The following is a 12,207-nucleotide window of genomic DNA, read 5'->3' as shown; positions in this document are numbered from 1 at the left end:
GCGTCATCTCGGGCGATGTTCCGGTCCAGCAAACACGGCGCAGGCGGCGATTAACGCCGTTGCAAGATTCCGCGCCGGCGGTTGCTATGATTCGCAACTGGGCGATGGTATCCTCAAAGCTTGTCCGCTGTTGCGTCTGGAGTAGCCCATGGCCCCCCGCGCCAATTGGAAGGGTTTTCTGCGTCTGTCGCTCGTGACCTGCCCGGTCGCGCTCTATCCGGCCACTTCGGATACGGAGAAGGTTTCGTTCAACCAGATCAACCGCAAGACCGGCCACCGCATCAAGTATCTCAAGGTCGATGCCGAGACCGGCGACGAGGTGACGTCCGAGGACATCGTCAAGGGCTACAAGGTCGACACCGACACTTATATCGAGGTCACCAAGGACGAGCTGGACGACATCGCGCTCGATTCCACCCACACGATCGAGATCGACGAGTTCGTGCCCAAGGCCGACATCGACAACCGCTATCTGATCCGCCCCTACTACCTCGTGCCGGACGGCAAGGTCGGCCACGACGCCTATGCGGTGATCCGCGAGACCATCCGCAGCATGGACAAGGTCGCGATCGGCCGCGTGGTGCTGACGAACCGCGAGCACATCATCGCGCTGGAGCCGCTCGAGAACGGGCTGATGGGCACGCTGCTGCGCTACCCCTACGAGGTCCGCAGCGAGAAGGAATATTTCGACGACATCCAGGACGTGAAGCTGACGAGGGACATGCTCGACCTCGCCAAGCACATCGTCGAGAAGAAGTCCGGCGCGTTCGAGCCCGAGCTGTTCGAGGATCATTACGAGACCGCTCTGATCGATCTCATCAACAAGAAGCGCAGCGGCATGCCGATCACCGCCAAGGCCGCACCGAAGACCGGCGGCAACGTCATCAGCTTGATGGACGCGCTGAAGAAGAGCATCGCGAACGAGAAGGACGCGGCCCCCGTGGCGAAGGTCGCCAGGGACACGGACAAGGAGACCGCCAAGGACACCAAGGCCAAGAAGCCGAAGAAGCGCGTCGAGGGCCAGCGCGAGATGCTGCTGCCGATATCAGGCAAGGGCGGCAAGGACGCTGCGGCGAAGGCTGCGACCACGCCGAAGAAGGCCGCCGACAAGCCGGTGCGCGCGCCGGCGCGGGCAAAGAAGGCCGGCTGACAGCACCACGCCCCGCGATCACGCCGTGATGTCTCTCCTCGCCGATCGGCCGGCCTGACATGCCCTGGTCGACGACGTTCGACGATCCCGTCCGCGTGAGCAACAAGCGCAAGCTGCTCACGCTTCAAGAAGCCGCCGACTACATCATGGAGCTGCCCGAGGACGCCCAGCACGAGGCGCATTGGCAGACCGCGATCGAGACCTTGATCAATGCGGCCGAGACCGGCGGCGGCTGGGTGATGTTCGCCCGCATCGCGATGTTGCGGGCGCTGAATACGGACGGCCGGCGCGGATGAGCGCGATCGAGACATCCTTGCCTATTCGTTGACGAACAGGCTCAACAATCGGTTAAGCGGTCAAGCCAATGGGGGCAATGCACCGGGCTGTCGGTTTGACTTCATTTGAACGGATCGACGGAACCCTAATTTAATGAATGCCGTCGTACGAGGTAAGGTGCGATCGCCGTGTTTTGGCGCGCTCGAAGATTTATTCGATCGATTTGCAAGTCCGATAACGACGCGACCATCCATCGGATCGGATGAACAGGAGTTGGCAATGCGTCTGCTTAGGTCCTTCCTTGCCGATGAGAATGGCGCAACCGCAATCGAGTACGGCCTGATCGCCGCAGGGATCGCTCTGGCAATCGTGACCATCGTCAACAGCACGGGCGCTGCGCTGCTCAACAACAAGTTCAACTCGGTCAGCACGGCGATGAAGTAACCGCCGGCCAACGGCCTGCGCAGCGGCTGCCCGCCGGAGCGGCGGGCCATGATCTGGGTCAACAGCATCGGGACGGCGACGTCTAAGCATGGAGGTCCGACTCCCTGCTGCCGGCCCGTCCATGCATCCAGACCTTCCGCATTCCCAACTGAAGATCCGCCGCGTCCGCCTCGACACCGGCCGTGAGAACGTCGTCGTCGTCTCGAGGCGCTCCAAGGCGCTGCGCGCGGAGATCTTCCGCGGTTTCAGCCGCGTCGAGCTTCGTCAGGGCGGCAAGGTTCTGCTGGCGACCCTGCTGATCACGGACGACGATACGCTCGCGGCTCCCGACGAGATCGGCCTCTCCGAGCCTGCGTTCCGGCGCTTCGCCGAAGCGGTCGGATCGGAGGTCACGGTCAGGCCCGCCTCGCCTCCGGAGAGCCTGGAAGCGGTGCGTGCGAAGATCCGCGGACGAACTCTGAGCCAGGCCGAGATCGGCGCGATCATCAGCGACCTTGCCCATTATCGCTACTCCGACATGGAGATCGCCGCCTTCCTGATAGGGTCGGCGAGCTTCATCACCAGCGACGAGCTGCTCGCCCTCACGGGGGCCATGGCGCAGGCCGGCACGCAATTGGTCTGGCCGACCCCTGTCGTCGTCGACAAGCATTGCATCGGCGGCATCCCCGGCAACCGCACCTCGATGGTGGTGGTGCCGATCGTCGCCGCGCATGGCCTGCCGATCCCGAAGACCTCCTCGCGCGCGATCACCTCGCCGGCCGGCACCGCCGACACGATGGAGGTGCTGGCGCGGGTGAATATCTCCGTCGAGGAGATGAAGGCGATCGTCTCCTCCTGCAACGGCTGCCTGATCTGGGGCGGGCACGTGAACCTGTCGCCGGCCGACGACGTCCTGATCTCGGTCGAGCGCCCGCTGAGCCTGGATACTCGCGAGCAGATGGTCGCGTCCATCATGTCCAAGAAGATCGCGGCAGGCTCGACCCATCTGCTGATCGACATTCCGGTCGGGCCGACCGCGAAGGTCACCGGCGGCGTCGAGGCCATGCGGCTGCGAAAGCTGTTCGAATTCGTCGGCGACCGCTTCGGCCGGACGGTCGAGGTGATCACGACCGACGGCAGCCAGCCGATCGGCAACGGCATCGGGCCGGTGCTGGAGGCCAACGACGTCATGGCGGTGCTCGGCAACGACAAGGATGCGCCGCGCGATTTGCGCGAGAAGTCGCTCCGGCTCGCCGCCCATCTCTTGGAATACGATCCCAAGCTGCGCGGCGGGGCCGGCTATGCCCGGGCGCGCGAACTGCTGGATAGCGGCGCGGCACTGAAGCAAATGCAGAAGATCATCGACGCACAGGGCCCCTCGACATGCAGCAACGAGCTCGGACCGCTCAGCTTCGACGTCGAGGCGAGGCATGATGGCATCGTGTCCGCGATCGACTGCCTGCGTCTGAACCGCCTCGCCCGCACCGCCGGCGCGCCGCTCGACAAGGGCGCAGGCATCCGCCTGTTCAAGAAGATCGGCGACCGCGTCGAGCAGGGCGAGCCACTCTATCGCGTCTACACGTTCGGCCGGTCGGAGCACGATTTGGCGGCCAGCGCGACTGCGGCCGACAACGGCTATGCGATCAACGGCAAGTCCCTCGGAGAATGACAGATGAGCATCACCGTTCGATTTTGCGGTGCCACCCGCACCGTGACCGGCTCGAGCTATCTGTTCCAGACCGCAAGCGGCTGTTTCCTGGTCGATTGTGGATTGTTCCAGGGCCAGAAAACGCTGAAGGAGCTCAATTACCGCGCCTTTCCGTTTCGCCCCGCCGACATCGACGCGGTGCTGCTCACGCATGCTCACATCGACCATAGCGGTCTGTTGCCGAAGCTCGTGCGCGCGGGCTTCGAGGGGCCGATCCTGGCGACGCGCGGCACGATCGACCTCTGCTCCTACATGCTGCCCGATGCCGGCAACATCCAGGAATCGGAGGTCAAGCAGCTCAACCGGCGCAATGCTTCGCGCGGGCGCAAGGAGGTCGAGCCGATCTACACGCAGGCCGATGCGATCGCATCGCTGCGATCGTTCCGCGCCGTCGACTACGAACGCTGGACCGACGTGATCCCCGGCGTCCGCGCACGCTACTGGAACGCCGGCCATTTGCTCGGCTCCGCCTCGATCGAGCTCGAAATCGCCGAGCAAGGCGCGGCGCGGCCGCTGCGCGTGCTCGTCTCCGGCGATGTCGGGCCGGAGGCCAAGCTGCTCCAGCCCGATCCCGAAGCGCCGAGCGATTTCGACTACGTCATCTCGGAATCGACCTATGGCGACCGCGTGCGCGAGGCCACGACACCTGCGCTTCGCCGCAAGCACCTCGCGGCCGAGGTGCGCGATGCCGCGGCGGCCGGCGGCGCGCTGCTGCTGCCCGCCTTCGCGGTCGAGCGCACCCAGGAGCTGATCGTCGATCTCGTCGACCTGATGGAGCACCGCGAGATTCCGACGGCGCCGATTTTCCTTGATTCACCGCTCGCGATCCGCGCGACCGAAGTGTTCCGCCGCCATTCCGAGAGCCTCGATCCGTCGGTCGACGCCACGCGCCTGCTCAACTCGCCGCATCTGAAATTCACCGAGACCGCGGACGAGAGCAAGGCGATCATGCGTCTGTCCGGATTTCACATCATCATCGCCGCGAGCGGCATGTGCGATGCGGGCCGGATCCGCCATCATCTGAAGCGCTGGCTGTGGAACGAGCGCGCGACCGTGCTTCTGGCCGGCTTCCAGGCCAACGGCACGCTCGGCCGCTTCCTTCAGAACGGGGCCAAGGCCGTCCGCATCCAGGGCGACGAGATCAAGGTCGCTGCCCGCATCCGCATGATCGACGAATATTCGGGCCATGCCGACGGAGCCGGCATGGCCAGCTGGATCGCGGCGCGTCGTCCCATCGCGCGCGGGCTGTTCCTGGTCCACGGCGAGGAAGCGGCGGTTGCGGGCCTGGCCGAGCGCGTCGCCGAGCGCATTATTCCCGCGGCCAGGATCTACCAGCCGATGCTGGACGACACTTTCGAGCTCGCGGCACCCGAACCGCGCGTGCTCAACGCCGATCGTCGCCGGCGACTGTCGCCGGAGGCCGTGACGCGTCTCGACTGGCACAACGAGATGTCCGAGCTGATGCTCGACATCAACGATCGCGTCGCAGCCGCCGCCGACGACCGCGCCCGCGGCGTCATCATCCGAAGGCTGCGGCGGGCGCTGCAGGAAACGGCGTAGCGCCGGCGGAAACAATAATCCGGATTGCGCCTCGCTTCATCCAGGCTACGGCGCTTTGACGGCCCTCTGGGTGCTGATATTCTCCGGCGGAACGGGCTCGACGAGCCATGCTGTCAATCGATCAACCAGCGCTGCCGAGAGAATGCGGATGAGACGCGTGATGCTCCTGACGATCGGCCTCATGCTTGTCGGCGCCTGGTCGCACGACAGCGCCAGAGGCCAGACTTCGGTCCCGCCGCCGGTTTCGCTTGCTCGGCCCGATGCAGCGCCGCCACGCCCGGGTGCCACCAAGCCCGCCCGGGTAACGACGAACGGAACTCCAGCAGCGACGTCCAGCAGGGAGCCTTCCGTGATTGGCCGGCCTCAACCGAATCCGGCCGCCGACTACGATGGCTTCAGCGTCGGCACCGTCGATGACCTTGGCACGCCGAGCCGCGTGACGCCGGCCGTGCGTTCACGCGCAGCAAGGGACGCCAGGTCCAATCCGGATGGTCTCGATCAAGAAGATGAGGCGTTGAAGCGAAAGCTGATGATCTGCCAGAGCTGCAAATAGCAGAGCAATCGGATATGACTTGTGGCGGCGGCCTGCGCGCACGCCTCGTCCTTCGAGACGGCGCTGACGCGCCTCCTCAGGATGAGGCTAGTCAGCATCAGTGCTCGTTGAAATGGCTGCCGCGCACTCCGCCCTCATCCTGAGGAGCCCGCCCATAGCGGGCGTCTCGAAGGATGGCCGCCGGGGAAACTCCCAAATGCGATAGCCCTGCTGCAAAGAGGGATGTAAGCACAGCTTCAGATGCCGCGCCCATCCCGCTCGAATTCGTCCTTGCGAATCTTCAGGTTTTCGCGCCGCTGCTCCTATCCTTGAGGGCGGCCAGCAACTCTTTTCCGAGCGCTCCGGCAGAGGCGGGGTTCTGGCCCGTGATGAGCCGGCCATCGACGACGACGTGAGGTTGCCAATTGGCCGCGGACGAGTACTCGGCACCCTCTGCCCTCAACGCATCCTCGAGCTCGTAAGGTACGTCATCGCGCGCATAGTCGTACTCTTCCTTCTTCGAAAAGGATGTCAGCTTCTTGCCGCGCACGAACGGGACGCCATCGCCGAGGTCGACGCCAAGCAGCGCGCACGGCCCGTGACAGACAGCGGCGACGAGCTTGCCGGTGCTCCAGGCTCGCACAACGGCACTTTGGACCGCCGCATTGCGCTGGATGTCCACCATGGGACCAAGACCGCCGGGTATCAGGATGGCGTCGTAGTCGGCGGCATCCACCTCGGATAATTTACGGCTGTGATTCAGGCGGCGAAAGGCTTTGCTGGCGAGGAAATCCTTCTGAGCAGGATCTTTCTCGTCATATGCATCGTAAGGCGTCCACCCCCCGGCCGGCGACGCGAACTCCACCGCGATCCCAGCCTTGTCGAGCACCTCGAAAGGATGGGCAACCTCGGCGAAAAAGAAGCCGGTCTTGCGACTATGCGGTCCGATCACGGCTGCGTTGGTGACAATGAAGAGGACGTGTTGGGTCATGGTTTTCTCCTTTCGATAATGCTATCTGGGATCGCCTTGCCGCGGTGCGGAGACCGCCTCAATTCGGACAGGGCTGTCCGGCCGCGCCCCACATCGCCATGTCCTTGACGTGATCCTCGAAGGTGCCGGGCGGCGTTGAGCGGCCGGCTCCGGGCGCCCAGCCGCGCGGGATGAAGCCGCTCAGCGAGGCATCGTGCCGCAAATGCCCGACGAGACCAGCGGCGTCGCGACCGCCGTTGCGCTTGGGATCTTTCATCTGCGCGCAGATCTCGGCGCCGCTCTTGCCGAACCAGATGAAAGCCACCGGGGCGAGCTGCCAATCGATGCCGGCGCGCGGCGGCGACGGCGCCGGCTCGTTCGCCTGGGTCGAGGTCATGTGGCAGGTCGAGCACGGGATCGCTTCCGCTCCGATGCGGCTCTCGCCGCCATGGATGTTCATGCCATGCGGGCGAGGCTTGGTTTCGCCGGCCGGCGTCCAGATCGGTATCGCCTTGGCATCGACATGGCAGTTGGCACACCGTGGATGGGTCACGACGGCTTCGATCCGCTTCCACGCCTCCAGCCCCTCGGCGCGGCTGACGCTACCGGGCGGCAGCAGGTCCTTGGCGGCCTCGTCCTTCGCGGCGACGATCCCGGTCAGGGCGGCGACGGCCGACGCTGCCAAGACCAACGCGATCAGAGATCTCTGCATGGCGTGTCTCACACGAAATCGATGAACTTGTTGAAGGGCATTTCGCGGATGCGCTTTCCGGTCGCCGCGAAGATCGCATTGGCAAGCGCAGGCGCGGCGGGTGGCACCGGCGGCTCTCCGAGGCCCCTCACCTTCGGATCGTTCTCGAGCCCGCGAACTTCGATGACCGGGCATTGGTGGATCCGCATCGCCTCATGGTGATTGTAATTGGTCTGCTGCGCCGCGCCTTTTGAGTAGGTGATTTCGCAATTGATCGCGTGGCCTAGGCCCCAGACGACGCCGCCCTGGACCTGGTTCTCGAAATTGACGGGATCGATCACCTTGCCGACGTCGACCGCGACCCAGACCTTGTCGATCCGGATGCCACGGTCCGTCGCCGTCACCTCGACGACCTCGGCAACCGGTGTCCCGAACGACTCGACGAAGGCGACGCCGCGGCCCCTGCCGTTGCCGAGCGGCCCCTTCCAGGTCGACATCTCCGCGACCGTCTCCAGCAGCTTGCGATAATGCGGCACATTGCACATCGCGATGCGCGCCTTCATGGGATCGAGGCCGGCTGCGTGGATCAATTCGTCAATGAAGCTTTCGGTGAAGAAGCCGGCCGTGGACGCTCCCACGGAGCGCCAGGTGGTGCACGGCGACAGCCCTTGCGCCTCGTAGCTGATGGCGCGGAAGTTGGGGATGTCGTAATAGACGTTCCACGTGCCGGCGGCCAATTGAGGATCGGGATCCTTCGAGGGTGCACCCATGCGCTCGAGCAGTCCCTTGAACGGCGCCGTCGATGCCAATTGCAGGTCGGTCGCAACGATCTTGCCGTTGGCGACGCTTCCCCTGTGACGCGCGATCGCAATCTGCCGCGGAATATCCTGAAGGAAATCCTCCTCGCGCGAGAAGACGAGCTTGATCGGCGTCCCGCGCATCTGATTGGCGATCTCGGCGAGCACGCGGACGTTCTCGAATTCGAGACGATGGCCGAAGCTTCCGCCGGTCCATTGATTGTGGAAGGTGACCTGCTCCGGCTTGAGGCCGATAGCGTTCGCCGCGATGGCTTGCACCGCCTGCGGGCTCTGATGGCCAACCCAGATTTCCATGCCCTTGTCGGTGACGAGGCCGATCCCGTTCAGCGGCTCGAGCGGCTGATGCGCCACGTAAGGGGCGCGATATTCGGCTTCGACGAGCTTGCCCGTCTTCAGGCCGGCTCCGACGTCGCCGATCGTCCGCCACTCCTTGCCGAGGAATTCGGGCTTGAACGATGATTCCAGCACTTTCCAATGATCGGCCTGCTCGGCGGGATAGGCCGAAGGCGCCCACTCGCAAGCGATGGCGTCGACGGCTTTCATCGCGTACCAGCTGTTGGTGGCGATCACCGCAACGCCGTTCTTGATCTCGAGGATCTTCTTCACGCCCGGCATCGCGCGCGCCTTGCTGGCGTCGTAGGATTTCAGCGGCTGTCCCTTGCCGGGGTTCAGTTTGACGGAGGCGTAGAGCATGCCCTCCATCTTCAGGTCGATGCCGAATTGCAGTTCGCCCATCACTTTGGCGCGCACGTCGAGGCGCGTCATCGGCTTGCCCAGCATGCGCCATGTCGAGGGATCGCGCGGCTGCGCATCGAGCACCGGCGGAATTCTTGCGGCCTCGGCCGCCAGTGAGACGTACGGAATTTTGCTTCCGTCAGGCAGGATCACGTGGCCGGATTGCGTGCGGATGTCGGCGACGGCGACGCCCGAACGTTTGGCCGCAGCTGCCTTCAACGTCTCACGCGCAACTGCCCCTGCCACGCGCAGCTTGTCATAGGTGTCCGGGATCGTGCTCGAGCCGCCCGTCATCTGCAGGCCGGATTTTCGAAGACTTTCCAGCGCAGCAGCGCGTGCCGCTTCGGCCTCAGGACTCTGGTCCGCGGCCAGGAACGGCGCCAGTTCCTCCTTGAATCCGGTGTTGAAGTAAGCGGGACTCGGGCCGGCGAAGCGGACTTCGAACTGGCCGGGGTCGAGGTCCATCTCTTCGGCGATCATGATCGGCTGCACCGACCCGACGCCCTGGCCGATGTCGGCGTGTTGCGCGATCAGCGTGATCTTGTCGGGGCTGATCTCGACCCATGGATTGAAGGTGACGGAATTCGGGCCGAGTCCGGCGGCCAGCGGATTGCCATCGGCACTCGGCGCGGCCGCTTCGGCCGGACCATAGGCACCGAAAACGATGCCACCGGCGACCGCGGCAGAACCGAACACGAAAGCCCGACGCGAAAGGGTTTGCATGTCGCCCATCTCACTTCTCCGCCATCTTGTTTGCGGCGGCCGCATGGATCGCCGCACGAATGCGCGGATAGGTGCCGCAGCGGCAGAGATTGCCGGACATCACCTGGTTGATCTGCTCGTCAGTCGGTTTTGGGATCGATGCAAGAAGCGAGATGGCCTGCATGATCTGACCGGTCTGGCAGTAGCCGCATTGCGGCACCTGATGCGCGATCCAGGCCTGCAAGACCGGATTTTGGTCCTTGTTGTGCAAGCCTTCGAGCGTGACGACCGATTTGCCCGCGACCTCGCCGATATGGGCCTGGCAGGACCGCACCGCCTTGCCGTCGATGTGAACGGTGCAGGCCCCGCATTGCGCGACCCCGCAGCCGTATTTGGCGCTGGTGATGCCCAGTTCGTCACGCAGCACCCACAACAGGGGCATCTCGGGCACGACGTCGACCTGGCGCTTGATCCCGTTCACCTTGAGCTCGATCATGCCGATATGTCCTCTCGCCTACCTGGTCGCTGCAACAGCAATGCTCGACGCCCATTGCGCCGTATTTCCGAATCCTGCTGGATCATGCGCAATCCCTGCGGAATGGCTTTCGAGCCAATCGGCTTTCACCTCGGCCTGGCCACAGCACAATTCGCGATACTGCCCCGGGGTGAGATTTGCGGCCTTGCGGAATACGCGCGTGAAATTGGCCTGCGAGCCGAAACCGAACTCCAGGGCAATCTCGACCAGCGACAGGTGGTCGCGCGCGAGCTCCTCTCGCGCGGCGTGGACGCGGCGATCGGTGACATAACGGTGCGGTGACAGTCCGGTCGCCTCGCGAAACAGCCGGGAAAAATGATAGGGGCTGAGGCAGGCTTGGGTCGCCAGATCCTCCAACCTGATATCGCTGCCGAGAGACGCCTCGATATAGTCCAGCACGCGCTGCAGGCGTCGCGCGTCGAGCGCCGGCGACTTGTCGGGCGCGCGCCAGCGGTCGATCGTGTAATTGCCCAGGAGATGCGCCGCGAGGGTGACCTGGATCCCCTCCACGAACAGCGCGTCGGTCGGGTGGCGCGGGCGATGGAGCAGATCGCGAAGCGGCGAGCAGATGTGGAAGAGCACCTGGTCCGCCAGGCCGTGAGCATAGGCGATCTCGACCTTGGCCGGATCGATGCCGAAATCCGCAAGCGCGCTGTGGTCAAGCAGTGTCGACGGCAGATAGAGATGAAGACATTCCATCCGGTCCGAAAGCTCGAGATGGCTCTCCTGCGTCCCCACGGGCACGAGATAAGTCATGCCCGGACGCGCGAGACTTTTCTGGATTTCGCCGTTGCCGGCACGGCACACCATGCCCCCGCCCGACAGCAGCATGACGAGCTCGGTGCAGATGGGAACGGGCGTTGCCTGACAGCCTGCCTCGAACTTGCGATGCTCGATGCTCAGCCCCGGCCAATCATTGACCCCCGCGAGCTTCTCGCTGTTCTTGTACTTGTGATCTCCATGCGTCACGAGCGCCATTACGACCTCCGCTTCGTTGCGGCGATTCCCGGCCCCGTATCGCGCGAGCGATCATTCCATCCGGTGGTGAGTTGCAGCCCCGGTCACTGCCACGCCGATCGCGAATTACTCACAAGCTGCGCCAGCGAAGTCCAGAGGCGGCACGGTTAAAAGAGGTAAAAGCCAGCCAAGGCAAAGGCTTGGCGCCAGACGTGTTCGGCTTCGCAAGCTTGATCTCCTCGCACCTCAGCAAGATGCGTGCGTCATCGCGCAGGAATCGGAAATATCGCAATGCGGGCGTGCGCTAGTGAAGGCGCACCAACGGTGATGTCGCCGTATAGAGGACAGGAGCCTGACATGAAGCCGCTTACCTCCGCGCTTGCCGCGTTGTCGATCGCAACCGCCGCCCCCGCGGCCGCGGCCGACAGGAATGTTTCGATTGTTCTCGTGCACGGCGCCTTCGTCGATGGCTCGGGCTGGAAGGACACCTACGGCATCCTCTCGGAGGCGGGCTATGAGGTGCTCGTCGTTCAGCAGCCGACGATCACGCTTCGCGACGATGTCGCCGAGACCGAGCGCGTGATCGCCAAGGCGCGGCATCCCGTCATTCTGGTCGGGCATTCCTATGGTGGGATGGTCATCACGGAAGCCGGCGACAATCCCAAGGTTCGCAGCCTGGTCTATCTCGCTGCCTTTGCTCCTGACGCCGGAGAGTCCGTCAGCACGCTGGCGGAAGCCCCGGTGCCCGCCGGCGAGCACAAAGCTCCGCTGGTCACCGAGGGCAATTATCTGCTCGTCGACCGCGCAAAATTCCCCACCTCTTTCGCGGCCGATGTCGACCCGGCCACGACCCGCTTCATGGGCGCCGCGCAGCTGCCCTGGGGATTGCAGGCGGTGCAGACCAAGGTCGATCGCGTGGCGTGGAAGACGAAGCCGACCTATTACATGGTGACGAGCGAGGATCGCATGATCCCGCCGACGGCACAGCGCACCATGGCCAAGCGTTCCGGCGCGAAGGTGACGGAGATGAAGAGCAGCCACGCCGTCATGCTGTCGCATCCGCGCGAGGTCGCGGCGTTCATCAGAAGCGCAGACACGTCAGCGACCGACTGAGATCGGCTGCGCCGCACACCGACGGACTTGGCCCTCG

Annotated in this window: 12 protein-coding genes; 7 read left to right on the top strand and 5 right to left on the bottom strand. The window is 64.4% G+C overall.

Translation table 11 applies throughout. From position 1 onward, the window contains the following. Nucleotides 1-148: 148 nt before the first annotated feature. The 6 genes from I6F12_RS04745 (at nt 149) to I6F12_RS04720 (ending at nt 5,670) form a co-directional block, all read left to right on the top strand. On the top strand, nt 149-1,150 hold the full coding sequence (locus I6F12_RS04745) for a Ku protein (protein WP_225155610.1): 1,002 nt from the start codon (nt 149-151) through the stop codon (nt 1,148-1,150). A gap of 59 nt (nt 1,151-1,209) precedes the next feature. Then, entirely contained in the window at nt 1,210-1,446 is a 237-nt protein-coding gene (locus I6F12_RS04740; RefSeq protein ID WP_225155609.1) for a hypothetical protein, read from the top strand. Between the two features lie 259 nt (nt 1,447-1,705). Continuing rightward, nucleotides 1,706-1,870, top strand: a complete 165-nt coding sequence (locus I6F12_RS04735) for a Flp family type IVb pilin (protein WP_036005811.1) — start codon at nt 1,706-1,708, stop codon at nt 1,868-1,870. Between the two features lie 121 nt (nt 1,871-1,991). Further along, entirely contained in the window at nt 1,992-3,518 is a 1,527-nt protein-coding gene (locus I6F12_RS04730; RefSeq protein ID WP_225155608.1) for a thymidine phosphorylase family protein, read from the top strand. Nucleotides 3,519-3,521: 3 nt separating this feature from the next. Continuing rightward, complete coding sequence (locus tag I6F12_RS04725) at nt 3,522-5,117, top strand: MBL fold metallo-hydrolase (protein WP_225155607.1); 1,596 nt, start codon at nt 3,522-3,524, stop codon at nt 5,115-5,117. Between the two features lie 148 nt (nt 5,118-5,265). Next, nucleotides 5,266-5,670, top strand: a complete 405-nt coding sequence (locus I6F12_RS04720) for a hypothetical protein (protein ID WP_225155606.1) — start codon at nt 5,266-5,268, stop codon at nt 5,668-5,670. 280 nt (nt 5,671-5,950) lie between these two features. On the opposite strand, the gene I6F12_RS04715 is transcribed toward I6F12_RS04720, so the two are convergent. The 5 genes from I6F12_RS04715 to I6F12_RS04695 are packed head-to-tail and all read right to left on the bottom strand — an operon-like array spanning nt 5,951 to nt 11,078. Continuing rightward, complete coding sequence (locus I6F12_RS04715; RefSeq protein WP_036005815.1) at nt 5,951-6,640, bottom strand: type 1 glutamine amidotransferase domain-containing protein; 690 nt, start codon at nt 6,638-6,640, stop codon at nt 5,951-5,953. A gap of 58 nt (nt 6,641-6,698) precedes the next feature. Beyond that, entirely contained in the window at nt 6,699-7,331 is a 633-nt protein-coding gene (locus tag I6F12_RS04710) for a hypothetical protein (RefSeq protein WP_036023264.1), read from the bottom strand. A gap of 8 nt (nt 7,332-7,339) precedes the next feature. Further along, complete coding sequence (locus I6F12_RS04705; RefSeq protein WP_225155605.1) at nt 7,340-9,595, bottom strand: molybdopterin cofactor-binding domain-containing protein; 2,256 nt, start codon at nt 9,593-9,595, stop codon at nt 7,340-7,342. 1 nt (nt 9,596) lies between these two features. Next, nucleotides 9,597-10,061 (bottom strand): (2Fe-2S)-binding protein, encoded by a 465-nt coding sequence (locus I6F12_RS04700; protein WP_036023261.1) that lies wholly within the window; start codon nt 10,059-10,061, stop codon nt 9,597-9,599. An 18-nt stretch (nt 10,062-10,079) separates the two neighbouring features. Beyond that, complete coding sequence (locus I6F12_RS04695) at nt 10,080-11,078, bottom strand: AraC family transcriptional regulator (protein WP_225152788.1); 999 nt, start codon at nt 11,076-11,078, stop codon at nt 10,080-10,082. 336 nt (nt 11,079-11,414) lie between these two features. Here I6F12_RS04695 and I6F12_RS04690 point away from each other — a divergent pair, with 336 nt between their 5' ends. Beyond that, nucleotides 11,415-12,170: an alpha/beta hydrolase gene (locus I6F12_RS04690; protein WP_036005822.1), complete on the top strand. Its 756-nt coding sequence runs from the start codon at nt 11,415-11,417 to the stop codon at nt 12,168-12,170. The last annotated feature ends 37 nt before the right edge of the window (nt 12,171-12,207 follow it).

It is taken from the genome of Bradyrhizobium sp. IC4059 (assembly GCF_020193615.1).
GTDB classification, from domain to species: domain Bacteria; phylum Pseudomonadota; class Alphaproteobacteria; order Rhizobiales; family Xanthobacteraceae; genus Bradyrhizobium; species Bradyrhizobium yuanmingense.
This window is presented reverse-complemented; position numbering and strand designations above follow the sequence as displayed.